The organism is Microbacterium sp. SD291 (assembly GCF_017355365.1).
Lineage (GTDB): Bacteria > Actinomycetota > Actinomycetes > Actinomycetales > Microbacteriaceae > Microbacterium.
In genome coordinates this window covers 39,217-62,913 of sequence record NZ_JADIJR010000003.1, presented here as the reverse complement: position 1 = coordinate 62,913, position 23,697 = coordinate 39,217, and the positions used below count along the sequence as shown (strand labels likewise).

At 69.9% G+C, this 23,697-nt stretch carries 22 protein-coding genes and 1 tRNA gene; 14 read left to right on the top strand and 9 right to left on the bottom strand.

Annotated features, from left to right (window positions below; genetic code table 11):
- Entirely contained in the window at positions 1–1,257 is a 1,257-nt protein-coding gene (locus IPV10_RS02755) for an MFS transporter (protein WP_242684591.1), read from the top strand.
- Positions 1,258–1,313: 56 nt separating this feature from the next.
- Here the strand turns inward: IPV10_RS02755 and IPV10_RS02750 are convergent, their stop codons facing one another.
- On the bottom strand, positions 1,314–1,808 hold the full coding sequence (locus tag IPV10_RS02750; protein ID WP_207480166.1) for an SRPBCC family protein: 495 nt from the start codon (positions 1,806–1,808) through the stop codon (positions 1,314–1,316).
- 226 nt (positions 1,809–2,034) lie between these two features.
- Between IPV10_RS02750 and IPV10_RS02745 the strand changes: the two genes are divergently transcribed.
- On the top strand, positions 2,035–3,006 hold the full coding sequence (locus IPV10_RS02745) for a DNA topoisomerase IB (protein ID WP_207480164.1): 972 nt from the start codon (positions 2,035–2,037) through the stop codon (positions 3,004–3,006).
- A 37-nt stretch (positions 3,007–3,043) separates the two neighbouring features.
- Positions 3,044–5,527: an aminopeptidase N gene (gene pepN, locus IPV10_RS02740; RefSeq protein ID WP_207480162.1), complete on the top strand. Its 2,484-nt coding sequence runs from the start codon at positions 3,044–3,046 to the stop codon at positions 5,525–5,527.
- Positions 5,528–5,531: 4 nt separating this feature from the next.
- On the opposite strand, the gene IPV10_RS02735 is transcribed toward pepN, so the two are convergent.
- A complete protein-coding gene (locus tag IPV10_RS02735) occupies positions 5,532–6,410 on the bottom strand; it encodes an aminoglycoside phosphotransferase family protein (RefSeq protein WP_207480160.1) in 879 nt (292 codons plus the stop codon).
- A gap of 2 nt (positions 6,411–6,412) precedes the next feature.
- Entirely contained in the window at positions 6,413–7,051 is a 639-nt protein-coding gene (locus IPV10_RS02730; protein ID WP_207480157.1) for an MBL fold metallo-hydrolase, read from the bottom strand.
- Between the two features lie 154 nt (positions 7,052–7,205).
- Here IPV10_RS02730 and IPV10_RS02725 point away from each other — a divergent pair.
- Positions 7,206–7,278: transfer RNA gene (locus tag IPV10_RS02725), tRNA-Glu, on the top strand.
- Positions 7,279–7,364: 86 nt separating this feature from the next.
- On the opposite strand, the gene IPV10_RS02720 is transcribed toward IPV10_RS02725, so the two are convergent.
- The 4 genes from IPV10_RS02720 to IPV10_RS02705 form a co-directional block, all read right to left on the bottom strand.
- The gene (locus IPV10_RS02720) at positions 7,365–8,633 is read right to left on the bottom strand and encodes an MFS transporter (RefSeq protein WP_242684579.1); all 1,269 of its coding nucleotides are present in this window, start codon (positions 8,631–8,633) and stop codon (positions 7,365–7,367) included.
- Positions 8,633–9,181 carry a helix-turn-helix domain-containing protein gene (locus tag IPV10_RS02715; protein ID WP_207480153.1) on the bottom strand — a complete coding sequence of 183 codons (549 nt, stop codon included), beginning with the start codon at positions 9,179–9,181 and terminating at the stop codon, positions 8,633–8,635. The genes IPV10_RS02720 and IPV10_RS02715 overlap by 1 nt, the downstream gene beginning before the upstream one ends.
- 108 nt (positions 9,182–9,289) lie before the next feature.
- Positions 9,290–10,354 (bottom strand): DUF4349 domain-containing protein, encoded by a 1,065-nt coding sequence (locus IPV10_RS02710; protein WP_207480151.1) that lies wholly within the window; start codon positions 10,352–10,354, stop codon positions 9,290–9,292.
- Positions 10,351–10,908, bottom strand: coding sequence for an RNA polymerase sigma factor (locus IPV10_RS02705; RefSeq protein WP_207480149.1), 558 nt, complete (start codon positions 10,906–10,908; stop codon positions 10,351–10,353). The genes IPV10_RS02710 and IPV10_RS02705 overlap by 4 nt, the downstream gene beginning before the upstream one ends.
- 295 nt (positions 10,909–11,203) lie before the next feature.
- On the opposite strand from IPV10_RS02705, the gene IPV10_RS02700 reads away from it, so the two are divergent.
- The 7 genes from IPV10_RS02700 to IPV10_RS02670 all read left to right on the top strand — a co-directional run bounded on the left by IPV10_RS02700 (position 11,204) and on the right by IPV10_RS02670 (position 18,782).
- Positions 11,204–12,208, top strand: a complete 1,005-nt coding sequence (locus IPV10_RS02700) for a TerC/Alx family metal homeostasis membrane protein (protein ID WP_207480147.1) — start codon at positions 11,204–11,206, stop codon at positions 12,206–12,208.
- A gap of 203 nt (positions 12,209–12,411) precedes the next feature.
- On the top strand, positions 12,412–13,884 hold the full coding sequence (leuC, locus tag IPV10_RS02695; RefSeq protein ID WP_207480145.1) for a 3-isopropylmalate dehydratase large subunit: 1,473 nt from the start codon (positions 12,412–12,414) through the stop codon (positions 13,882–13,884).
- 2 nt (positions 13,885–13,886) lie between these two features.
- A complete protein-coding gene (gene leuD, locus IPV10_RS02690; RefSeq protein ID WP_207480143.1) occupies positions 13,887–14,483 on the top strand; it encodes a 3-isopropylmalate dehydratase small subunit in 597 nt (198 codons plus the stop codon).
- A 65-nt stretch (positions 14,484–14,548) separates the two neighbouring features.
- The gene (gene murA / locus IPV10_RS02685) at positions 14,549–15,916 is read left to right on the top strand and encodes a UDP-N-acetylglucosamine 1-carboxyvinyltransferase (RefSeq protein WP_207480141.1); all 1,368 of its coding nucleotides are present in this window, start codon (positions 14,549–14,551) and stop codon (positions 15,914–15,916) included.
- Positions 15,917–15,921: 5 nt separating this feature from the next.
- Positions 15,922–16,671 carry a 1-acyl-sn-glycerol-3-phosphate acyltransferase gene (locus tag IPV10_RS02680; RefSeq protein WP_207480139.1) on the top strand — a complete coding sequence of 250 codons (750 nt, stop codon included), beginning with the start codon at positions 15,922–15,924 and terminating at the stop codon, positions 16,669–16,671.
- Positions 16,664–17,794, top strand: a complete 1,131-nt coding sequence (locus IPV10_RS02675) for an NAD(P)H-dependent glycerol-3-phosphate dehydrogenase (RefSeq protein ID WP_207480137.1) — start codon at positions 16,664–16,666, stop codon at positions 17,792–17,794. Before IPV10_RS02680 ends, IPV10_RS02675 begins: the two co-directional genes overlap by 8 nt.
- Positions 17,700–18,782, top strand: a complete 1,083-nt coding sequence (locus IPV10_RS02670; RefSeq protein ID WP_207480135.1) for a D-alanine--D-alanine ligase family protein — start codon at positions 17,700–17,702, stop codon at positions 18,780–18,782. The genes IPV10_RS02675 and IPV10_RS02670 overlap by 95 nt, the downstream gene beginning before the upstream one ends.
- 21 nt (positions 18,783–18,803) lie before the next feature.
- Here IPV10_RS02670 and IPV10_RS02665 read toward each other — a convergent pair whose 3' ends face one another.
- Entirely contained in the window at positions 18,804–19,274 is a 471-nt protein-coding gene (locus IPV10_RS02665; RefSeq protein ID WP_207480133.1) for a DUF3515 family protein, read from the bottom strand.
- 23 nt (positions 19,275–19,297) lie between these two features.
- Between IPV10_RS02665 and thiL the strand changes: the two genes are divergently transcribed.
- Positions 19,298–20,293: a thiamine-phosphate kinase gene (thiL, locus tag IPV10_RS02660; RefSeq protein ID WP_207480131.1), complete on the top strand. Its 996-nt coding sequence runs from the start codon at positions 19,298–19,300 to the stop codon at positions 20,291–20,293.
- On the opposite strand, the gene rsmD is transcribed toward thiL, so the two are convergent.
- Entirely contained in the window at positions 20,263–20,865 is a 603-nt protein-coding gene (gene rsmD / locus IPV10_RS02655) for a 16S rRNA (guanine(966)-N(2))-methyltransferase RsmD (protein ID WP_207480128.1), read from the bottom strand. The two genes, thiL and rsmD, sit on opposite strands and share 31 nt — an antisense overlap.
- A 108-nt stretch (positions 20,866–20,973) precedes the next feature.
- On the opposite strand from rsmD, the gene IPV10_RS02650 reads away from it, so the two are divergent.
- Entirely contained in the window at positions 20,974–23,148 is a 2,175-nt protein-coding gene (locus IPV10_RS02650) for an ATP-dependent DNA helicase RecG (RefSeq protein WP_207480125.1), read from the top strand.
- A gap of 51 nt (positions 23,149–23,199) precedes the next feature.
- The gene (gene coaD / locus IPV10_RS02645; protein ID WP_207480123.1) at positions 23,200–23,697 is read left to right on the top strand and encodes a pantetheine-phosphate adenylyltransferase; all 498 of its coding nucleotides are present in this window, start codon (positions 23,200–23,202) and stop codon (positions 23,695–23,697) included.

The window sequence follows — 23,697 nt, the reverse complement described above, 5'->3', positions numbered from 1 at the left end:
ATGAAGGCGTTCTGGAATGCGCTGCCCACGGAGGGGCGCTGGCTGCTGTCGACCGTGGCGATCCAGACCTTCGGGCGCGGAATGACGCTGCCGTTCACCATCATCTATCTGCACGAGGTGCGGGGGTTCGAGCTCGGACTCTCGGGCGCCCTGATGAGCCTGATCGCGATCACGGGCCTCGTCGTCACCGGTCCGGGCGGAACCCTGATCGACCGCTTCGGGGCGCGCCGGGTACTCATCGCGGGGCTCCTCGCGATGATCGCCGGCTGCAGCCTGCTCGCGTTCGCGACGCACCCCGCGATCGCGGCTGTCGCGGTCATGCTGATCGGCGTCAACTTCGGCGTCTCCTGGCCCGGCTTCAATGCCCTGATCGCGAGCGTCGTCGACGGCGAGGTGCGACAGCAGTACTTCGGTGTCAACTTCGCACTCGTGAATCTCGGCATCGGCATAGGAGGAGTGATCGGCGGATTCTTCGTGAACGTCGACGATCCCGCCACGTTCACCGCGATCTTCCTGATCGATGCCGCGACCGCACTCGTCCCGCTCGCTCTGCTGCTCGGTCCGCTGCGCCACGTGCGCACGCAGTCCGACCCCGACGACGGCACCGCCGAAGAGCCGGGCGGCTACCGGGCCATCGTCCGCCGGCCGGCCGTGCTCTGGCTGACCCTGCTCACCTTCCTCGCCGTGTTCATCGGCTACGGCCAGATGGAGGCCGGGTTCCCGGCCTTCGCGCGTCAGGTCGCCGGCGTGTCGACGCAGGTCGTCGGCATCGCCTTCGCCGTGAACACCGCGGTGATCGTGCTGCTCCAGTTCACCGTGCTGAGGCTCATCACCGGCCGGCGTCGCACGCGGGTCATGCAGGTCATGGCGCTCGTCTGGGCGCTCTCGTGGGTCGTGCTGGGGGCGACGGGCCTTCTTCCCGGTTCCGTCGCCGCCGCGATCGGCGTGATCGCCTACATGGGCGTGTTCGCTTTCGGGGAGACGATGCTTCAGCCGACTGTGCCGGCGATCTACAACGACCTCGCGACGGATCGCACCCGCGGCCGCTACAACGCCATCAACTCCGCGGCGTTCCAGGCTGGGGCCATCACGGGTCCGCTCGTTGCGGGAGTCATGCTCGGCGAGGGCCTCGACGCGTGGTTCATCGCTCTCATGGTGGCCGGCAGCCTCGCCGTCGGGCTGCTGGCATCGGCACTGGAGCGTGTCGTGCCCGCCCAGGCGAACGGGGCGCCGTCCGCTGAGGCCGCACCGCGGTGACGCAGCTGCCCGGCTGCGGCAGGGGAGTGGATGCGCACAGCCGGACAGTCCTGGGGTCAGACGCTCAGGTCCGGGTCGTCGCCTCGGACACTCCCGCCGTGGACTTCGCCACGCCAGCCGCCGGTCGGCGTCCGCCGGCTCTCGATGAACTCCTTGAAGCGCTGCAGGTCGCGCTTCACGATCATGTCGTCGACCTGGAGGGCAGCGCCCACCTTCTCGGCGAAGCGCTCAGGCTCCCAGTCCATGCTCAGCTCGATCCGTGTGCGTCCCTCCGGGCCCGGGTGGAATGAGACCCGCCCCTCGTGTGCGACCTCGTTGAGGCTGCGCCAGGTGATGTGGTGATCGGGCACCTGATCGACGATGCGCGCGTCGAACTCGCGCCGGACGCCTCCGACGTTCACGGTCCAGTGCGTGGTCGTGTCGTCCAGCTGCGTCACCTCCTCGACTCCGGTGAGGTACTCCGGGAACGTCTCGAACTGCGTCCACTGCTCGTACGCGGCGCTGATCGGCACGTCCACGTCGATCTCTGAAGTGATGGTGGTGGTGCTCATCTTCTTCTCCTTCCGACGTTGTGCGGCTGAGCGTCCACGGTAGGCGCCGGCGCCGCGGGAGGAGAGGGGGTTGATCATCCGGCGCCCGGCGGCTAGAACGGCGGCTTCGGGCGCGGATCCCCGTAGCATCGGCGGCGTCCGCGTACCAGCCCCTTCGCCACGCCGTGCGGCGACGGCATCCTGAATCGGAACGCGCCGGCGGGCGACGCGGGGAGGAGACGGGGAGATGGCAGCGCTGAGCCGCGCGGTTCCCGGCGAGGACTCCGGGTTCCGTCGTCTCGGAGCGGGGACGGGATTCCGGTATCTGGACGGCGACGGCAGACCCGCTGGCCCCGCTGACCGGGAGCGCATCCGGGACCTCGCGATCCCGCCGGCGTGGGCCGACGTCTGGATCGCGGCCGACCCGCTGGCGCACATCCAGGCCGTCGGCATCGACGACGCGGGGCGGCGGCAGTACCTCTACCACCCGCTCTGGCGGGCGCGCCGCGATCGTCGCAAGTTCGCGCGCGCCCTGAGACTCGCGGAGGCCCTGCCCCTGGCGCGTGCGCGCGTCACCCGGGCGCTGCGGGAGCCGGGGCTGACGCGAGAGCGGGCGCTGGCCGTCGCGTTCCGGCTCCTGGACGACGCCGCCCTCCGTGTCGGATCCCAGCGCTATCTGGTGCGTCACGGCAGCCGCGGCCTGACGACGCTTCGGCGAAAAGACGTGAGTGTCGAGGGCAGTGCCGTCACACTCGGCTTTCCGGGCAAGAGCGGGCGAAGGGCGCACATCGAGATCGCGGATGCCGCACTGGCCGAAGCGCTCGCGGAGTTCGCCGTCGGATCGCCGCGCGCGGCGCTCCTCGCATACCGGAAGGGCCGGCGGCGCGTTCGCCTGACTCCGGCGGAGGTGAACAGCCATCTGAAGGAGGTGACCGGAGGGCTGTTCTCCGCGAAGGACTTCCGGACGCTGCATGGCACGATCCTCGCGGCGGATGCCCTCTCGCGGATCGGCGTGCTCGACACCGGGGCGCAGCGGCGGCGGGCGGAGCGGCTGGCGATCCAGGCCACCGCATCCGCCCTCGGCAACACCACGGCCGTGGCGAAGGCGAGCTACATCGACCCCCGGGTCTTCCGCCGCTACGCACGAGGGCAGACCCTCGACCTGACCGTCGCAGCCGAGACCGCGATCCGCCGTCTGCTCGCCGACGGCGACGCCTAGGCGCGGATCCACCCCGACCGGATGACAGGATGGAGGGATGGATACAGCCAACCTCACCCGGGAGGAGACCGCGGCGCGATCCGCTGCGGTGTCCGTCCGCAGCATCCGCGTCGAGCTCGACCTCACGGGGGCACCGGAGCGGTCCCGGACCGGATTCCCCACCGCGACCACCCTGGAGTTCGACTCCGACGCGCCTGAGACGTGGCTCGACTTCATCGGCGAGTCGGTCGATCGCGTCGTGCTGAACGATCAGGAGCAGGAGGTCGTGTTCGACGGGGCGAGGATCCGGCTGTCCGGCCTCGCGGCCTCGAACACCGTCCGGGTGGAGGCCACCGGAGCGTACAGCCGATCCGGTGAGGGGCTCCATCGCTTCCATGATCCCGCTGACGAGGAGACCTACCTCTACACGCAGTACGAGCCGGCCGACTCGCGCCGGGTGATGGCGTGCTTCGAGCAGCCGGACATGAAGGCGTCGTACACGTTCGTGGTCGATGCGCCGGCGGGGTGGGAGGTGCTGTCGAACCAGGCACCACTGAAGACCGACATCGGTCTCGGCGTGCAGCGCGTCGAGTTCGCGCCGACGCTCCCTGTCTCCAGCTACATCACCGCGGTCGCCGCAGGCCCCTATGCCCGCGTCGACGGCGAGTGGCACCGCGACGAGCAGGGCATCGCCCTCGGTGTGTTCGCCCGTCGTTCGCTGGTGCAGCATCTCGAAGCGGACGAGATCCTCGAGATCACCCGTCAGGGACTCGACTTCTTCACCGACTCCTTCGCGTATCCATACCCGTGGGGCAAGTACGACCAGATCTTCGTCCCGGAGTACAACCTCGGCGCGATGGAGAACCCCGGGCTCGTCACGTTCACCGAGGCCTATCTGTCGCGCGGTGCGGCGACCGACGCACAGCGCGCCGCGCGCGCCAACACGATCCTGCACGAGATGGCGCACATGTGGTTCGGCGATCTCGTCACGATGAAGTGGTGGGACGATCTGTGGCTCAAGGAGTCGTTCGCCGACTACATGGGCTCGCACGCATCGGCGGTGGCGACGCGATTCCACGACGCCTGGGTGAAGTTCGCCGCGAACCGCAAGGCATGGGCGTATCAGCAGGACCAACTGCCGACCACGCATCCGATCGTCGCCGACATCACCGATCTCGAGGCGGCCAAACTCAACTTCGACGGCATCACGTACGCGAAGGGCGCTGCGGTCCTCAAGCAGCTGGTCGCCTTCGTCGGTGACGAGGCCTTCTTCGAGGGCGCCCGCCGCTACTTCGCCGCCAACGCGTTCGGCAACACCACGCTCGACGACTTCCTCGTGCAGCTCAGTGCCGTCTCCGGCCGCGACATGACCGGCTGGTCGAAGGCCTGGCTCGAGACGTCGGGCATGTCCACGCTGTGGACGGAGACGGATGCCGACGGCCGCGCGGTCCTCATGCAGGCCGCCCCTCGCCCACATCGGCTGCGCATCGGCCTGTATGACAGGGTGGACGGCCGGGTCGTCCGCCGTGCGCAGTCGGAGCTGGACATCTCCGAGGAGCGCACGGTCGTGGACCTCCAGGACGCGGATCTCGTGCTCCTGAACGACGACGACCTCACGTATGCCAAGGTGCGGCTCAACGAGCGCTCGCTGGCGACAGTCGAGGCGTCCCTGTCGTCGATCGACGACCCCCTGGCGCGTGCTCTGGTCTGGTCATCACTCTGGAACGCGACGCGCGACGGTGAACTCGACGCGGTGCGCTACGTCGCGATCGTGCGCGAGCACGCCCCGGGCGAGCCGAACATCGGACTGCTCGCCGGCATCCTGCCGCATGCCGCGTTCGCGCTCCGCCATTTCGTCGCAGACGAACGTCGTGCCGACGAGCAGCGGGTATGGACCGAGGCGGCGTGGAACGCGCTCCGACAGGCCGATCCCGGCAGCGACGGGCAGCTCTCCTGGGCGCGTGCGCTGGCGACGGCATCCGCGTTCGATGACGTCCGCAGCGCCGAGATCCGCTCGCTGCTCGACGGTGACGTCCCCGAAGGGCTCACGGTCGACCCCGACCTGCGCTGGCAGCTGCTCACAGCACTGGTGACCACCGGGCACGCCGACGCCGAGGACATCGCCTCGGAGCTGGAGCGCGACGACACCGCCACGGGGCACACCGCGGCACGCCGCGCCCTGGCATCCCGCCCGGACGCCGGGGTCCGCTCGGCCGCGTGGGACGCGGCCTGGAGTGACCTGACGCTGAGCAACGACCACCTGGATGCCGAGATCAGTGGCTTCCGCGCCGGTGGGCGTCGCGATCTGATCGCGCGCTTCGACGAGGAGTACTTCGCTCGCATCGCGGATGCCTGGCACGAGCGCAGCATCGAACTGGCGCAGCGCCTCGTGGTCGGGCTGTTCCCGGCGACGGACGCCCTCGACCTCGCGGACGCATGGCTGGACGCGCACGAGTCGGCGCCCGCGGCGCTACGGCGCGTGGTGATCGAGCAGCGCGACCACCTCGCGCGCGACCTCCGGGTGCGCGCGGCCCTGGCCTAGGCGCTCAGCCCAGGGCGAGCTCGCCGGCTGTGCTCTCGCCGACGGCGAGGTACTCAGGACGGTCGTCGCTCTGCGCGAGGAGGACCAGGGCGAGGTACGCAGCCCAGGCACGTGCGCGAACCCAGGTCGCCTCGTCGTAGCGCGAGCCGCACGCCGCGCGGAACGCGCCGCGCCCTCCCGCGTCGAAGAGCAGCCAGGCGACCGCGATGTCGTACGCGGGGTCGCCGGCCGTCACGTCGCCGAAGTCGATGAAAGCGGCGAGCTCGGCGCCCTCGACCAGGATGTTCCCCGGATGCAGGTCGCCGTGGATCCAGACGCGCTCCGTGGCCGCGGGTGCGCGCAGACCCGCCGACCATGCATCCCTGAGCGCCGTCCGACCGCGGAACCGGTCGAGCCGTTCCCGCATCACGTCGTCGCGCTCCTCGAGTGGCACGCCGCGGACCGGATTCACCGGCGCATCCGCAGGAGCGTCTCGATGCAGGGCGTCGAGGGCTTCGGCGAGGGGTGACGCCAAGGCCGTGTTCTCGTCGCGGGGCCGCCCGAGAGCAGCGGCGCCCTCGATCCACGGAACGACCGACCAGGGCCAGGGGAACCCGGCGGTCGGCGTGCCGCACAGCACCGGCATCGGCGTGCGGATGCCGAGGGCGGCGAGGCGAGGACCCACCTCCGGCAGCGCGCGCTGTTCGTGTGCGATCAGCGGGACGGCGAGCGCGCGTCGGGGAAGACGGACCGCGAGGTCGTCGCCGAGGCGCCAGATCGCGTTGTCCCAGCCCTCCGCGACGAGGCGGAGCGACTGCGCGGCCAGGTGGGGAGCAGCCGCGCGAAGGAGCTCGCGGACCCCGGCCTCATCGAGGGCCCGCTCAGCGGTGGGGGAGTCTGCCACGTTCAGATGTCGAGCGTGTCGCCGGGCTCGAGCGCGAAGAACTCGCCGCCGCCCTGCTCCGTCGCCCACTGGAGGCGCGCCCGGTGCATGCCCTTGCCGATGACGGAGAGCGTCATGTCGTGCGTGCCGAACGCACGTCGCGGCTGCACCGCGAGCACGTAATCCATCGCCTCGCCGATCTTCAGCCAGGGAGCGCCGAGGGGAGCGGCGAGCGTGCGGACGGCGGCCCCTTCGGGAACCGCATAGGAATCCCCGGGGTAATACAGCTCGTCGTTCACCAGCACGCCCACGTTGTCGATCACGGGGATGGAGGAGTGGATGACCTCGTGCACGCCGCCGAAGAACCTCAGCGTGAAGTCGCCGACCTCGATGACGTCGCCCGGTGCCACGACCGTGACGTCGTATCCCTCCGCTGCGCGCGCCACGCCGGCCGGCGCGAAGACCGGAGCTCCCGGGACCACGCGCAGGATGCGGTCGAGATGCTCGGGCGTCCAGTGATCCGGATGCTCGTGCGTGATCACGATGCCGGCGACGTCGCCGAGATCGTCGAGCGGAGTCGTGAACGAACCGGGATCGATCAGGAGGGTCTGGTCGGTCTCGTCGATGCGGAGGCAGGCATGTTCGAACTTCGTGACGCGCATGTGACGAGTCAACTCCTACTTGCGCGCGCGGGCAAACCCTCCGTCCGTCACGCCACGCCCGGGAATCCGAGGTCCCCGGCGTCGATTTGGCGACCTGAGAATCGCCATGGCATACTTGAACAGTTGTCGCGGGACGGAAACGCTCCTGCCAGACGGCCCCATCGTATAGAGGCCTAGTACGCCGCCCTCTCACGGCGGTAACGCGGGTTCGAATCCCGCTGGGGTCACACAGCAGTCGAAAGCCCTCGGTTCGCCGAGGGCTTTCTTCGTGTCCGGCAGCTGCTCCGGGTGAACCGACAGAGCCTGCGAGGGTTCACGCGGGGCGTGACGGTTCAGCGGACGCCGCCGTAACCGAACTGAGCGTCATCCGCCGGAACGCGGCGGTGCGCAGCGGCACGATCATGAGCGCCATCATCGCTCCTCCGAACACGGCGAACGGCACCCACAGTGCGGTGACCGAGGCGAGGGCGCCGAACCCCGCCATCGCCACGGGCATGAGGCAGTCGTCGCCGAGCCGGGTGATCGAGCCCATCCGGCCGAGATAGGCGGTGTCGACGGTCGCCGAGAACGTCGCACTCAGCAGCACCGAGGCGTAGCCGGCCGTCGCGCCGATCGCGAAGGACGCCGCGGCCACGCTCCACGCTGGCCCGAAGCCGAGCGCGGTGATCCCCGCGCCCTGCGCGACGAGCGCCCAGAAGCCCGCGAACGCCTCCCGGCGGGGACGCCATCTCGCGACGGACACCGCGCCGATCGCCGCACCCAGCCCGAGCAGCGCCTCGAACAGGCCGACGGCCTGCGCGCCCCAGCCCTGATCGTGCGCACGCAGCGCGAGCCCGATGCCGACCGCCGGGCCGACCGCGAGGTTGAGCCCCGACAGCGCGAGCACGAGCGTGCGGGTCGCCGGATTATCGCGCAGGTGCGAGAAGCCGTGGGCGATCCCTCGGAGCGCGGACTCCTTCGCCGCCCTGGCGAGCAGGAACCTCGGCCGCAGCCAGATCGCGATGAATGCGACGACCAGCGTGAAGGTGAGCGCGTTCGCCGTGGCGCTCCCGCCGAGTCCGGCATACGCGACGACCACGCCGCCGATCGCGGCGCCCGCCATCGTGCCGAGGCGCGAGGCGGTCTGCGCCACGGCGCCGTAGGAGGGCAGATCCTCAGGCCGTACCAATCGCCGCGCGATCGTCCCGGCAGAGGGTTCGTAGAACGCGTCGCAGACTCCGAACGCGATCGCGGCGAACAGCAGCGCGGCCACGGTCGGCGGGCTCGCCGGCACCCACAGGGCCACGGCGATGAGCACCCCGACCCTCAGGATGTTGAACAGCATCATCACCCGCCGTGCGTCCGAGCGGTCGGCGATCACGCCCCCGAACAGCAGGACCACCGCCCGGGGCACCGTACCCGCGGCGACGATGAGTCCGGCGACGGCAGGGGAGGCGATCTGCACGGCCGTCCAGGCGAGGGCGATCGTCCAGAGAGCGTCGCCGGCGTCGGAGAGCGCCTTGACACCGATCCAGGCGTGCACGCGCACGTCCCGCCGGAAGGCCGGCGGCTCGCTCAGCCGGACGGGCTCGGCGGCGGCCATCACGGTTCCGTGGGGAATGCGTGCGCGAAGAAGAAGACGGGCGTGCGCTCCCGGCCGTCCTCGAGGTCGATCGACGCCTGCCACTCGCGCAGCGTCGTCACGATCCGCTCGGACAGCTCGCGCAGCTCGTCGGGCGACGCCCAGGCGGTCCACTCGGTGTTGGAGGCGTCGTATGCGGAGTACGCCGGATCGCCGTGATGTCGATGCCAGCGCTGCAGGCGATCGATCTGCATCCGGATGCCCTGGCGCTGCGCCTCCCGGGCCAGGAGTGCGTCGGCGGGGGAGTCCGCGAAGTCATCCGCCGACCAGGTGATGCCGCGGCGGGCGAGCTTCCACCAGCTCGTGCGTCTGTCGCCGTGAGGATCCTCTACGCGTTCGACGAGTCCCGCCCGCTCCAGCATCCGCAGATGATGGCTGATGCTCCCGACCTGCGTGTCGAGAGCGCGGGCGAGCGTCGTCACCTGTGAGGTTCCGTACAGCAGCAGGTAGTCGTGCATCCGGCGTCGCAGGGGGTGATGCACGGCAGTGATCACGGAGATGTCTTCCACGAGCAGCAACGCTATGGCCGATCCGAAGACTGCACAAGAGTTCTTGTATACATCGGAAAATCAACGGAGTCGGACCGTCCCGGGGACGGCCCGATTCGGAGCGCCGGATCAGTCTTCGTCGACGGCCGTGGCCGTCGCGCGGCGGTTGCGCGCGGCCCGGCGGATGAGCCAGATGATCAGCACGATGACCGCCGCGACGCCGAGCCAGGGGAGGATGAACCCGAACGCGATCACGATGGCGTTCAGTGAGACGATCAGGCCGTTCCAGCCCGCCAGCAGGCCGTCTGCGAATCCAGCCGGATCCGCCGAGGTCGGAGCGGCGGTGCGAGTGAGCTGCACCTGGAGGCTCGACATCGCCACCTGATCCTCGAGCGCGGCGAGCTGCTGCTCGTACGACTCGAGCTGAGCCTGACGGTCGGTCAGCGCGATCTCCGCCTCGATCAGCTCGGACACGGTGCCCGACTGCGACATCAGCTCGGTCAGCCGCTGCACTGACGCCTTCGTCGCGTCTACGCGTGCTCGCAGGTCGATCGCCGTGGAGGTGACGTCCTGCTGCGAGATGGAGGACGAGACGACCTCACCCGACTCCTCGAGCGAATCGATCACGGCGGTGAGGTCGGCCGACGGCACGCGGATGCTGATCCAGCCGTACCCGGCATCCGGCGGGACGGGCGCCGAGACGTCCTCGACCGCGAGGCTCTTGCCGATCTCCGTGCTCTCGACGTAGCCGCCGTGCGACTCCGCGAGCGCCGCGATCTCATCCGCGGCATCCGAGATGTCCTCGACCTGCACCGTGGCGTTCGCGTTCGCGATGATCTCGCGGCTCTGATCTGCGGACACGCCCTGGATCGCGGAGCTCTCCATGGCGGCGGAGTCCTGCGCCATCTCCGGCGCGACGGCGCCCGACTCCGCGACGTAGCCGCCGTCGGCGGCCGTCATCGGCGAGCCGCCGAGGGCGCCGATGATCGGCGGAGTGACGAGGACGCCGACGGCGAATGCCGCGGCGATCCCGACCCCGGTGAGCCACCGGCGGCGGCGCACCCGCCCGCGGTCGGCGTGCGGCTGCGGCACGGGTCGCTCGCCGTCGATCTCGGCGAACACGGCCGCCTCGATGCGCGCGATCGCCGCGTCGTTCAGCTCGGGGAGGTCATCGATGGTGGTCTGGTCGTTCATGCGTCGCTCGCTTCCTTCACAGCACCGCGCAATTGGGTGCGCACTCGCGAGAGACGATTCCGGACGACGGCGTGGCTCACGCCGAGCTCGTCGGCCGCGGCCTGATACGCGTATCCCTCTGCGGCGCACAGCCGGAATATCTCGCGATCGAGCTCGCTCAGGGTGCCGACCTCGGCCGCGATCCGCTCAGCGAGCGCGGCCGTGATGACCTGCTCCTCGACGCTGATCGTCGACGGGATCATCTCGTCGACCCCGTCCGCCGTGTGCGCCTGGTCGCGCAGTCGCCGACGCAGGCGATTCGCCGCCTGGAAGCGGCAGATCGTCGCGAGCCAGGGCAGGATCGACTCGCCCTGCAGCTCGAAGCCGGGGAGCTTCCGCCAGGCGGCCACGAAGGTCTCCTGCGTCACGTCCTCGGCATCGGCGGCGGAGCCGAGGATGCCGTGCGCGATCCAGTAGACCGGCCGGACATACGCGCGGTACAGATCACGGAAGGCGCTCTCGTCACCTGCCGCAGCCTGAGCCGCCCATCTCTGATCACTCGTCTGCACGGGCATCCTGTTTCCGTTCGATGTCTCTCACCGGGGAAGTGTCGCCGGATGCCTCATCGTCTCAGAATCGGTGCGCCGCGTCTGCGTGCCCCACGACGAGTCGCCTGACAGGCCCTCGCCGACCTTTTTCGTCATGGCCCCCGCGCTCCGGTAGCATTGTCTCTGCGAGAGGGAGTATCCCGGAACCGCGCGGATCGTCATCACGAGCATCGACAGAGCTGCTCCGGTCGCGCGACGCACTCAGTGCGGGGGAGAGACTTTCGGCTTCTTCCCGACCCCTCCCGAAAGGTGCAGTGCGCCCTTGGAAATCCCTGTCTGGTTCGAGATCACCTCGATGATCGTGATGACCGTCATCCTGATCGCCGACCTGCTGCTCGTCCGTCTCCGCCCGCACATCCCGTCCACCAGGGAGTCCACCCTCTGGGTGGCGTTCTACGTCGGCCTCGCGCTCCTGTTCGCCGTGATCCTCGGCAACGTGGCGGGCTGGCGCAACGCCGGTGACTTCATCACCGGCTGGGCGCTGGAATACAGCCTCTCCATCGACAACCTGTTCGTGTTCGTGCTGATCATGGCGCAGTTCGCCGTGCCGCGCCGCCTGCAGCAGCAGGTGCTGATGGTCGGCATCATCATCGCGCTCGTGCTCCGCGGCGCGTTCATCCTCATCGGCGTCGCCGTCATCGAGCACTTCTCGCCGATCTTCTACATCTTCGGCGCCTTCCTGATCTACACCGCCATCAAGCAGGCGATGCCCGACGGCGAGCACGACGAGGAGGTCCAGCGCGAGGCGTTCATCGTGCGCCTGCTCCGCCGCCGCATCGACATCAGCGACGGCTACGACGACGCCAAGGTGCGCACCACGGTCGACGGCAAGCGGATGTGGACGCCGATGATCATCGTCTTCATGACGATCGGCATCACCGACCTGACGTTCGCGATCGACTCGATCCCCGCGATCTTCGACATCACGACGAACGCGTTCCTGGTGTTCGCCGCGAACATCTTCGCGCTGATGGGTCTTCGCCAGCTCTACTTCCTGCTCGGCGATCTCCTCGACCGCCTGCGCTACCTGCACTACGGCATCGCCGTCATCCTCGGTTTCATCGGCGTCAAGCTCATCCTGCACGCGCTGCACGAGAACGAGCTGCCGTTCATCAACGGCGGACAGCATGTCGAGTGGGTTCCGGACATCGACAACATGGTCTCGCTCGGCGTGATCCTGGCCTCGATGACCGTGGCCACGGTCGCGAGCCTCATCGCCTCCTCGCGTGAGAAGCGCGCCGAGAAGCGCGCGGCTATCGCCGAGTAGATGCCAGGGGACCTGCGTCGTGGATCAGACCGCGCGCAGGTCCCAGCCCTGCGTCACGTCGCGTATCCGGGTGTTCCAGCGGTGGTAGCCTGGCCTCATGCGGGTCGTGCTCCTTCTTAGCGGCCGCGACGAGATCTCGTTCTGAGCCCCTCCTCGTCGCGGAGTCCATCGTGGGCCGAACCGCCAGCTTCAGGAGAACCGCAATGAACACCCCCGCAGCAGAAGCCGCTCCCGTACGCCGCAGGACCCTCGCCGAGAAGGTCTGGGACGACCATCTCGTCGTCAAGGGCGAGAACGGCGAGCCGGACCTCATCTACATCGACCTGCACCTGGTGCACGAGGTCACCAGCCCGCAGGCCTTCGACGGCCTCCGTGCCGAGGGCCGCCCGCTGCGCCGGCTCGACCTCACGATCGCGACCGAGGACCACAACACCCCGACCTGGGACATCGACAAGCCCATCGCGGACCTCACCAGCCGCACCCAGATCCAGACGCTGCGCAACAATGCCGAGGAGTTCGGGGTGCGCCTGCACTCGCTGGGCGACGCGGAGCAGGGCATCGTCCACGTCGTCGGTCCGCAGCTCGGACTCACCATGCCCGGCATCACCGTCGTCTGCGGCGACTCGCACACGTCGACCCACGGCGCCTTCGGCGCGATGGCGTTCGGCATCGGCACCAGCGAGGTCGAGCACGTCATGGCCACGCAGACGCTGCCGCTCAAGCCGTTCAAGACGATGGCGATCAACGTCGACGGCACGCTGCGCCCCGGCGTGACGGCGAAGGACATCATCCTGGCTGTCATCGCGAAGATCGGCACCGGCGGCGGCCAGGGCTACGTCCTGGAGTTCCGCGGCAGCGCCATCCGCGCGCTGTCGATGGAAGGCCGGATGACGATCTGCAACATGTCCATCGAGGCGGGCGCGCGGGCAGGCATGGTCGCCCCCGACGAGACGACGTTCGCGTACCTCGAGGGCCGCGCGCACGCGCCCAAGGAGCAGGACTGGGAGGATGCCGTCGCCTACTGGCGCACCCTGCCGACCGACGACGGCGCAGAGTTCGACGCCGAGGTCTTCGTCGACGCCGACACTCTCGAGCCCTTCGTGACCTGGGGGACCAACCCCGGCCAGGGCAGCTCGCTGTCGGCATCCGTTCCCGACCCGGCTGACATCGCCGACCCGAACGAGCGCGCCGCAGCGGAGCGGGCACTGGAGTACATGGATCTGACGCCGGGCACGCCTCTCAAGCAGGTGCCGGTGGATGCCGTGTTCATGGGGTCGTGCACCAACAGCCGGATCGAGGACCTGCGCGCCTTCGCCTCCGTCATCAAGGGCAGGAAGAAGGCCGACGGCGTCAGGGTGATGGTCGTCCCCGGCTCCGCCCGCGTGCGCCTGGAGGCCGAGGCGGAGGGCCTGGACCAGGTCATCAAGGACTTCGGCGCCGAGTGGCGCTTCGCCGGCTGCTCGATGTGCCTCGGCATGAATCCCGACCAGCTCGCCCCGGGTGAGCGCTGCGCCTCCACCTCGAACCGCAACTTCGAGGGCCGCCAGGGCAAGGGCGGTCGCACGCACCTGGTGTCGCCGCTGGTCGCCGCGGCGACCGCCATCCTCGGCACGCTGTCGAGCCCGAGCGACCTGAACGATGCTTCGACAGGCTCAGCAACCCAGGCGGAGGTCTGATCATGGAGAAGTTCACCACGCACACCGGCATCGCGGCACCGCTGAAGCGGTCGAACGTCGACACCGACCAGATCATCCCCGCGGTCTTCCTCAAGCGGGTCACGAAGACCGGCTTCGAGGATGCGCTGTTCCACGCGTGGCGCCAGGACCCGGAGTTCGTCCTCAACCAGGCTGCCTTCCAGGGGGCTTCCGTGCTGGTCGCTGGGTCGGACTTCGGCACCGGATCCAGCCGCGAGCACGCCGTGTGGGCGCTGCGCGACTTCGGGTTCAAGGTCGTGCTCAGCCCGCGTTTCGCTGACATCTTCCGGGGCAACTCCGGCAAGCAGGGCCTGCTCGCCGCCACGATCTCCGAGGAGGATCTCGAGCGGATCTGGGCCGAGATCGACCGGAATCCCGGGGCGCAGATCACCGTGAACCTCGAGGAGCGGATCGCCTCGATCGGTGACGTCCAGGCTCAGATCGGAATCGACGATTACACTAGATGGCGGCTCCTCGAAGGGCTCGATGACATCGGGCTCACGCTGCGCAACGAAGACAGGATCGCGCAGTTCGAGGCCCGTCGCGAGTCGTGGCGGCCACGTACCCTTCCCGTCCAGTAAGACGGAGGGGGCGGGGGAGCCAGGGGCGACCCGCCCCCGATTTCCTTGATGAAGTGAGGCTCCGAATGACGACACCCGTGCGCGATGCTCTTCCGGACGGAGTCCCCGCTCTCACCGGAGACGTTCTCGCCATTCGCGGAGGACGACCGCTGCGCGGCCGCGTCGATGTCAAGGGCGCGAAGAACCTCGCGACCAAGGCGATGGTGGCATCCCTCCTCGGCGAGACGGTCAGCGTGCTCCGCGACGTGCCCGCGATCAGCGACGTCGCCGTCGTCCGGTCGCTGCTCGAGGTGCATGGCGTCGGGGTGACCGAGGGCGACGAGCCCGGCGCTCTCATCTTCGACCCGAGCGATGTCGAGTCCGCGCACTTCGAGGAGATCGACGCGCACGCCGGCGCCTCGCGCATCCCGATCCTGTTCTGCGGTCCGCTGCTGCACCGGCTGGGTCAGGCGTTCATCCCCGACCTCGGCGGCTGCCGCATCGGCGATCGCCCGATCGACTTCCACCTGGACGCCCTGCGCAAGTTCGGCGCCGTCGTCGAGAAGCTGCCCAGCGGCATCCGGCTCTCCCGCCCGAACGGGCGACTGCACGGGGCGAACATCCACCTCCCGTACCCGAGCGTCGGCGCGACCGAGCAGGTGCTGCTCACCGCGGTGCGCGCCGAGGGCACCACGGAGCTGCGCAACGCCGCCATCGAGCCGGAGATCATGGACCTGATCGCCGTGCTGCAGAAGATGGGCGCGATCATCTCCTACGAGCCCAACCGGGTGATCCTCATCGAGGGCGTCGAGCACCTCCGCGGCTACGACCACCGCTCGATCTTCGACCGCAACGAGGCCGCATCCTGGGCTTCGGCCGCTCTCGCGACCGACGGTGAGATCTTCGTCGGCGGCGCCAAGCAGCAGGAGATGCTGACCTTCCTCAACGTCTTCCGCAAGGCCGGCGGCTGGTTCGACATCCAGGAGGACGGCATCCTGTTCCGCCGCGACGGCGAGATCAAGCCGGTCGTCGTGGAGACCGACGTGCATCCCGGATTCATGACGGACTGGCAGCAGCCGCTGGTGGTCGCACTGACCCAGGCGAACGGCCGCTCGGTCGTGCACGAGACGGTGTACGAGAACCGGATGGGCTTCACGGACGCCCTGGTGAAGATGGGCGCCGACATCGTCGTGCACCCGCACGGCCTGCAGGACGGGCCGCGTCGCGTACCCCGCCGCGAGCTCGAGCAGGCGGCCGTGATCACCGGCCCGACGCCCCTGCACGGCGCGGACATCGTCGTTCCGGACCTCCGGGGCGGCTACAGTCACGTCATCGCCGCGCTGACGGCCGAGGGCGAGTCGAAGGTGTCCGGTGTCGACATCCTCAGCCGCGGCTACGAGAAGTTCCTCGCAAAGCTCGACGCCCTCGGCGCCGACTTCGACGTCGTCCGGTGACGGCGATGCGTTCCGGGTCGGAGAAGCGACGGCCGAGCCTCTTCTGGCCGCTCGCCGCGGTCGTCGTGCCGCTGATCTCGGTGCTCGCAAAGATCCGGATCACCGGCCGCGAGAAGCTGCCGAGCGAAGGCGCGTTCGTTCTCGCTCCGAACCACTACTCTGAGTTCGATCCTCTGATCGTCGCGGTCGCGGTCTGGCGGCTGGGCCGCGCGCCCCGGTTCATGACGAAGGACAGCCTGTTCAAGGTCCCGGTGCTCGGCTGGCTGCTGCGCTCGACCGGGATGATCCCCGTCGCCCGCACCTCCTCGGCGTCCGCGGCGAAGCAGACGATGACGCAGTCGGCTGATCTCGTCGAACACGGCCGCGGCGTCATCGTCTACCCGGAGGGCACTCTCACCCGGGACCCCGATCTGTGGCCGATGCGGGGGAAGTCGGGTGCGGTGCGTCTGGCGCTTGCCGGCGACATCCCGCTGATCCCGATGGCGCAATGGGGCACGCAGGCGATCATGGGCCGTTACCAGAAGGGCCTGAGCCTCTGGCCGCCGCGCAAGCCCGTGAACGTCGTGATCGGCGACCCCGTCGACCTCTCCGACCTGCGCGGCCGCGCGGGCGATCAGGCCGCGCTCAGCGAGGCGACCACCCGTCTGATGAACGCGATCACTGCTCTGCTCGAGGGGCTGCGTGACGAGAAGGCTCCCGCCGAGCGGTGGAATCCGGCGTCCCACGGACAGAAGGAGACGGGTCGCCTTGACTAAGCGAAGCGCACCGGCCGGACCCCGCGTCGCGGTCATCGGCGCCGGCAGCTGGGGCACCACCTTCGGCAAGATCCTGGCGGACGGCGGCGCGCAGGTCACCATGTGGGCCCGCCGTGCAGAGCTCGCGCACGAGATCGACGAGGCGAAGCGCAACTCGCGGTACCTCCCCGGCATCAATCTTCCCCGCTCCATGGCGGCGACCCACGAGCTCGCGATCGCGCTGCGGGGCGCCGACCAGGTGTACCTCTCGGTTCCGAGCCAGTCGCTCCGGGAGAACCTCGCGGCCCTGAGGCCGCTGCTCGCCGACAGCGATGCGAAGGTCGTCAGCCTGATGAAGGGCGTCGAGCGGTCGACGGGCCTCCGGATGAGCCAGGTCATCGAGCAGGAGCTGCGCTGCGACCCGGAGCGCATCGCGGTGGCATCCGGTCCGAACCTCGCACTCGAGATCGCCCGCGAGCAGCCGACCGCCGCCGTGATCTCCTCACGCAGTCTCGAGACGGCCGAGGAGATCGCCCGCGCCGCGCGCAACGGCTACTTCCGCACGTTCGTGAACACCGACGTGATCGGCACGGAGTTCGGCGGAGTGCTGAAGAACCTGATCGCGGTCGCGATCGGGATCGTCGACGGCGTCGGCTACGGAGAGAACACCAAGGCGTCGATCATCACCCGCGGGCTCGTGGAGATGACGGACTTCGCCGTCGCGAACGGGGCGCACCCGGAGACGCTGCAGGGACTCGCAGGGCTCGGCGACCTGATCGCCACCTGCCAGTCGCCGCTGAGCCGCAACAACACGGCCGGGCGCCTGCTCGGCCAGGGGTACAGCTTCCAGGACGTCGTGAAGCAGATGCAGCAGACCGCCGAGGGACTCGCGTCCGTCGCGCCGATCCTGCAGCTCGCACGCGAGTCCGAGGTCGACATGCCCATCGTCGAACAGGTGAAGATGGTGCTCGACGGGAAGATGAACCCCCGCGACATCGCACCCCACCTGACGACGGACGATGACACCCCGCAGGGGGAGAGGACCAGCTATGGACAAGCAGACGGTGGTGGTCCTCTTCGGCGGGCGTTCCAGCGAGCACTCGATCAGTTCCGCAACGGCGGGCGGGGTGCTCGGGGCGATTGACCGGGACCGCTACCGGGTGATCCCGGTCGGGATCACCCGCGAGGGCGCGTTCGTCCTCGAGGACGACGACCCGGCGAAGTTCCCGCTGGACGCCGCGCACCTGCCCGAGGTCGCCGACAACGGCACCCGCGTGCTGTGGCCGGAGCCGGGTGGCGACCGGACCCTCCGCGTCGTACGAACGGACGGCGCCACCGAGGTCTTCGGCGAGATCGACATCGTGCTGCCGATCCTGCACGGCACGCACGGCGAGGACGGCACGATCCAGGGCTACTTCGACACGCTCGAGGTGCCCTATGCGGGCGGCGGCGTGCTCGACTCGGCGCTCTGCATGGACAAGCACTTCATGAAGATCGCCCTGCAGGCGGCCGGCATCTCGGTGGCGCCGTGGGTCACGGTGCGCGCCAGGCAGTGGGCAGCGGATGCCGAGGGCGTGCGGAAGTCGGCCGAAGCGCTCGGACTCCCGCTGTTCGTCAAGCCCGCGCGCGCGGGCTCCAGCGTCGGCGTGTCGAAGGTCGCCGATCTGTCCGAGCTCGACGAGGCCCTCGCGGTCGCGTTCGCGGAGGACGACAAGGTGCTCATCGAGACCGGAGTCGTCGGCCGGGAGATCGAGGTCGCCGTCCTCGAGGGCGCCGACGGCGTCCGCGCCTCGCTCCCCGGCGAGATCGTCCTCACGTCGCGCGGGTTCTACGACTTCGAGGGCAAGTACCTCGGCGGCGACGGTGTCGACGTGATCTGCCCCGCGGATCTGACGGATGCCGAGATCGCGGCGATCCAGGACGCCGGGATCCGCTCGTTCGAGGCCGTCGACGGCCGCGGACTCGCGCGGGTCGACATGTTCCTCACACCTGCGGGAGAGCTCGTCGTGAACGAGCTGAACACCATGCCAGGCTTCACGCCGATCTCGATGTTCCCGAAGTGCTGGGTCGCCTCAGGGCTCGACTACGGCGACCTGATCTCGGAGCTCATCGAGGCGGGACTGCGCCGCTGAGCGACCTCCGGCCGGCCTTGCTCAGCTCGGCCGGTCGGAGCAGGTCACGGTCGCCGGCTGCAGTCCGGCCTGGATGCTGGTCGAGATGCTCTCGACCACGGTCGCGAAGTCGAGCTCCTCGCCGCGCCGGATGATCACCTCGATCGCGGGGTCGCGGCCGAACGACACCAGCCGCTGCCGCTCGTCCTCCTGGTCGAGGACGAGCCAGTCGACGCCGCCGAGCGTGACGCACTCCAGCGCTGAGGGCGCAGGCGGCTGGACGCCGCACCGGAGAACGACCGTCGGCTCGCCCCAGGCGCCGGTGGCCTGCGCATCCGTCCACACCCTGTCGAGCTCGCCGATCGCGTCGGGGAGCAGCACCGACACGTCGGCGCACGCGGGGTTGTTCGCATCGTCCGCCGGCTCGAGGTGGACCGTGCTCGAGCATCCGGCCAGCGTCGAGAGGAGCGCGACGGCGCCCGCGGCGACTGCGAAGCGACGAGAACGGGGCATGGTTCCAGGCTACCTTTGACTCCATGCCCTCCCGACCCGAAGACGATGGCCCGCGCCTCGGCGACCTCTCCGAAGGGGAGATCCTGCGGGCGATCCTCGTCCGCACCGCCCCCGGCTCGCACACGCTGATCGGCCCGGGAGACGACGCCGCCGTGATCGCCGCACCGTCCGGCACGGTCGTGGCCACGACGGACACGCTCGTGCACGGCCCCGACTTCCGCCTCGCATGGTCGAGCGGCTACGACCTCGGCTGGAAGGCGGCCGCAGTGAATCTCGCCGACGTGGCGGCGATGGGGGCGCGGCCCACGGCGCTGCTCGTGGCGCTCGCGGTGCCTCGCGATCTGCGTCTGTCGTTCGTCGAGCGCCTCGCCGACGGATTCCGCGAGGCGTGCGCCGCGCTCGCCCCCGGCTGCGCGGTCGTCGGGGGAGACCTCACCGTCTCCGACGTCCTCACCGTGGCGGTGACGGCCCTCGGTGATCTGGAGGGCCGTCGCGCAGTGACCCGCGACGGCGCGAGCCCCGGCGAGGTGGTGGCCGTCGCCGGAGAGCTCGGGCACGCGGCGCGCGGACTGGCTGTCCTGTTCGGACGATTCCGCGACGGGGAGACGCCGATCCCCGTCGACCTCGCACGACTCGCCGAAGGAGAGAGCTCCGCGCTCTCGGCACAGCTCCGGCCGAACCCGCCGATCGGTCTGGGGCCCGTCGCGGCGACGGCCGGCGCGACCGCGATGATGGACATCTCGGACGGACTCGCGCTCGATGCGCGCCGCCTTGCGGCAGCATCCGGCGTCACCATCGCGCTCGACCGCGCCGCACTCGGAGACGATCCGGCACGGGCACTGGCCGGGGGAGAGGACCACGCGCTCCTCGCCACGTTCCCCTCGGGCATCCTGCCACCCGGCTTCCGGGTCATCGGCGAGGTCCGCACGCGCGGCGACCACGATCTGCTCTGCGACGAGCAGAAGGTCGACGTATCCGGCTGGGATCCCTACCGGGACTGGGACTCCGCGTCCGGCTGAGCCTCGCGGGCGACCGCGGGCGCCGCCCACCACAGGGTGGTGTCGCCGTAGTTCCGATCGCGGATCGACTCGAGTGCCGCGGCGGCGAAATCCGGCGGCGTCGAGCGACGTGCGCGTTCGACGATCACGACGGCGTCCTCGGACAGGAGCGGTGCGAGGGCGATCAGGTCAGCCGTCATCGCCTCGTCGTCGAGGTCGTACGGCGGGTCGGAGAAGACCAGGTCGAACGGCCCGGAGGCGCGCTGCAGGAAGCTGCGGACGGCGCTCTCGTGCACCCGGGCGGTCGTCAGGCCGCTCGCCTTGGCGACTGCGGCCGCGTTGCGGCGCACGATCGCGGCTGCGGGGCGTCCGCGCTCGACGAGGTCGACCGCCGCCGCCCCGCGGCTGAGGGACTCGAGGCCGAGCGCGCCGGACCCCGCATAGAGGTCGAGCACGCGGGCGCCGTCGATGGCGTCGGCGGATTCGAGGGCGCCGAAGAGGGACTCGCGCACGCGATCGCTGGTCGGCCTGGTTCCTGCGCTCGGCACCTCGAGCCGGGCGCCCCGAGCACGCCCTGCGATGATCCTGGTCACCCGTTCACGATACGACAGACCCCGCGCCTCGTGAGGCAGTCGCCGCGGCGGGATCGCAAGGCGACCCGGTGACGTGCGACGTCGGCGGGCATCGGTAGAGTCGAGGCCATGCCGCTCACCCTCGATTCGTCGCTGGAGGACGCGCTCGGCGCCGCCCCCGCGAAGACCCTGAACCGGGCGTTCGGCATGCTCAGCGTCGGCGATCTGCTCTCGCACTACCCACGGCGCTACGCGGATCCGGGTGAGCTCACGCCGATCAGGGACCTGCCTCTCGGCGAGACGGTCACGATCGTCGCCGAGGTGCTGTCCTCGAGCGCCCGCGCGATGCGCAACCGCAAGGGTGCGATGGTCGACGTGATCATCGGCGACGGGATCGGCCGGATGTCGCTCACCTTCTTCGCGAAGCACCTGAGCGCCGCCAAATGGCGCTCGGACGAGCTGGCCGTCGGGCGCCGGGGGGTCTTCTCCGGGAAGGTCGGCGAGTTCAACGGCGTCACCCAGTTCGCTCACCCGGAGTACGAGCTCTTCGACGATGAGGACGCCGCGCGCAGGCGGGCGGACGCCAGGGCGGCGGTGCTGATCCCGATCTACCCCGCCACCGCGAGCCTGCAGACGTGGCAGATCGCCAAGTTCGTCGGTCGCGTCCTGGATGCGCTGGTCGACGTGCCCGACCCTCTCACGGACGACGTCAGGGCGCGGGAGGAGCTGCTCACGGCGCGCGAGGCGATCGAGCTGATCCACAGGCCGCGCACCCGCAATGACATCGACCCCGCCGTCCGGACACTCCGGATGCACGAGGCGCTCACGCTGCAGACCGCGCTCCTCCAGCAGCGCGAGGCGGTCAGGGCACTGGCTGCGACCTCCAGGCCGGCGAAGCCGGGAGGACTCCTCGAGCGGTTCGACGCGACGCTGCCGTACACGCTCACCGCCGATCAGGAGACGGTGGGCGAGCAGATCGCCTCCGACCTGGTCGGCTCATGGCCGATGAACCGTCTCGTCCAGGGCGAGGTCGGCTCCGGTAAGACGCTCGTCGCGCTCCGCGCGATGCTGCAGGTCGCCGAGTCGGGCGGCCAGGCCGCGCTCATCGCGCCGACCGAGGTGCTCGCCGGCCAGCATCTGAGATCGATCGCGAAGATGCTGGGGCCGGTGCTCGCGCCGCTCGTGATGCCGACGCTGCTCACAGGGCAGATGCCCGCGGCCGAGCGGCGCAGGGCCGCGCTCCGCGTGGCGTCGGGGCAGGCGCTCATCGTGATCGGCACCCATGCGCTGCTCGGCGAGAAGACGACGTTCGCCGACCTCGGGCTCGTCGTGGTCGACGAGCAGCACCGCTTCGGCGTCGAGCAGCGCGAGGCGCTCCGTGCCAAGGGATCGAGCCCGCACGCGCTGGTGCTCACGGCGACGCCTATCCCGCGGACCGTCGCGATGACGGTCTTCGGCGATCTGGACACCTCCGTCATCAGGACGATGCCGGCCGGGCGCGCAGGCATCGAGACGTTCGTGGCGCCGCTCACGGAGCACCCCGGGTGGTTCAACCGCGTCTGGGGGCGCGCCGCCGAGGAGATAGCACAGGGCCGTCAGGTGTTCGCGGTGTGCGCCGCGATCGACACCGCGAAGAAGACGGCCGAGGCGGGGGAGCAGCTCGCCCCGCAGCCCGAAGGCGCGAACGGCCCGCGATGGGGAGTCGTCCAGCTCGACGAAGCGCTGTCCACCCATCCGACACTCGGCGGGCTTCGACGCGCCGTCCTGCACGGGCGCATGCCTTCGGACGAGAAGGATGCCGTGATGCAGTCCTTCGCCCGCGGTGACATCGATCTGCTGGTCGCCACCACGGTGATCGAGGTCGGCGTCGACGTACCCAACGCCTCGACCATGATCGTGCTCGACGCCGACAGGTTCGGCGTGTCGCAGCTGCATCAGCTGCGCGGCCGTGTCGGCCGCGGCGGAGTGCCGGGCCTCTGCCTGCTGGTCACCGAGGCCGACGCCGGGTCGGTCGCCAGGGACCGCGTCGACGCGGTCGCATCGACTCTGGACGGGTTCGCCCTCGCCGAGGTCGATCTCGAGCTCCGGGGCGAGGGGGACGTGCTCGGCGCGGCGCAGGCGGGCGCGCGCTCCTCGCTCAAGCTGCTGCGCGTGGTGAAGGACTCCGGCCTCATCCTCCGCGCGCGAGAGCTCGCCGAGGGCATCCTCTCGGCCGATCCCGATCTCGCCGCACATCCTGGCCTGCGTGACGCGATCGCGCGCCAGGTGAGCGAGGACGATCGGGCGGCGCTGGCGAAGAACTGACGTGCCCTAGGCTGGTTCCATGTCGTGCGCCGAGCGATCGAAGGAGTCTGAATGAGCAGTCGGATCGCCGTCGTCCCGGGTTCGTTCGATCCGCCGACACTCGGTCACCTCGACGTGATCCGCCGGGCGGCGTCGCTGTACGACGAGCTGCACGTGCTGGTCGTGCACAACCCCGGCAAGGAGGCGATGCTTCCGATCGCGCAGCGACTCGCCCTCCTCGAGCAGTCCATCGCCGAAGACGGCATGGCCGGCGACATCGTCATCGGGTCGTGGAGCATGGGTCTCCTGGTCGACTACGCACGCGATGTAGGCGCCGGAGTCCTGGTCAAGGGCATCCGCTCGCAGATCGATGTCGCCTACGAATCACCCATGGCGATCGTCAACCGCCACCTCGCAGGCATCGAGACGGTCTTCCTGCTGCCGGACCCGTCGCACGCCATGGTATCCAGCTCGCTCGTCCGCCAGGTCGCGGGTCTCGGCGGCGACGTGACGCCGTTCGTCCCGCGGGCGGTGGCGGCCTTCCTCGACACCGGCGGCCGCGGCATCTGA

Bases quoted from the DNA above. Each gene is read 5' to 3' on its own strand.
- IPV10_RS02755 (WP_242684591.1), top strand. From the start codon at position 1: ATGAAGGCGTTCTGGAATGCGCTGCCCACGGAGGGGCGCTGGCTGCTG.
- IPV10_RS02750 (WP_207480166.1), bottom strand. From the start codon at position 1,808: ATGAGCACCACCACCATCACTTCAGAGATCGACGTGGACGTGCCGATC.
- IPV10_RS02745 (WP_207480164.1), top strand. From the start codon at position 2,035: ATGGCAGCGCTGAGCCGCGCGGTTCCCGGCGAGGACTCCGGGTTCCGT.
- pepN (WP_207480162.1), top strand. From the start codon at position 3,044: ATGGATACAGCCAACCTCACCCGGGAGGAGACCGCGGCGCGATCCGCT.
- IPV10_RS02730 (WP_207480157.1), bottom strand. From the start codon at position 7,051: ATGCGCGTCACGAAGTTCGAACATGCCTGCCTCCGCATCGACGAGACC.
- IPV10_RS02720 (WP_242684579.1), bottom strand. From the start codon at position 8,633: ATGGCCGCCGCCGAGCCCGTCCGGCTGAGCGAGCCGCCGGCCTTCCGG.
- IPV10_RS02710 (WP_207480151.1), bottom strand. From the start codon at position 10,354: ATGAACGACCAGACCACCATCGATGACCTCCCCGAGCTGAACGACGCG.
- IPV10_RS02705 (WP_207480149.1), bottom strand. From the start codon at position 10,908: ATGCCCGTGCAGACGAGTGATCAGAGATGGGCGGCTCAGGCTGCGGCA.
- leuC (WP_207480145.1), top strand. From the start codon at position 12,412: ATGAACACCCCCGCAGCAGAAGCCGCTCCCGTACGCCGCAGGACCCTC.
- leuD (WP_207480143.1), top strand. From the start codon at position 13,887: ATGGAGAAGTTCACCACGCACACCGGCATCGCGGCACCGCTGAAGCGG.
- murA (WP_207480141.1), top strand. From the start codon at position 14,549: ATGACGACACCCGTGCGCGATGCTCTTCCGGACGGAGTCCCCGCTCTC.
- IPV10_RS02680 (WP_207480139.1), top strand. From the start codon at position 15,922: ATGCGTTCCGGGTCGGAGAAGCGACGGCCGAGCCTCTTCTGGCCGCTC.
- IPV10_RS02670 (WP_207480135.1), top strand. From the start codon at position 17,700: ATGGACAAGCAGACGGTGGTGGTCCTCTTCGGCGGGCGTTCCAGCGAG.
- IPV10_RS02665 (WP_207480133.1), bottom strand. From the start codon at position 19,274: ATGCCCCGTTCTCGTCGCTTCGCAGTCGCCGCGGGCGCCGTCGCGCTC.
- thiL (WP_207480131.1), top strand. From the start codon at position 19,298: ATGCCCTCCCGACCCGAAGACGATGGCCCGCGCCTCGGCGACCTCTCC.
- IPV10_RS02650 (WP_207480125.1), top strand. From the start codon at position 20,974: ATGCCGCTCACCCTCGATTCGTCGCTGGAGGACGCGCTCGGCGCCGCC.
- coaD (WP_207480123.1), top strand. From the start codon at position 23,200: ATGAGCAGTCGGATCGCCGTCGTCCCGGGTTCGTTCGATCCGCCGACA.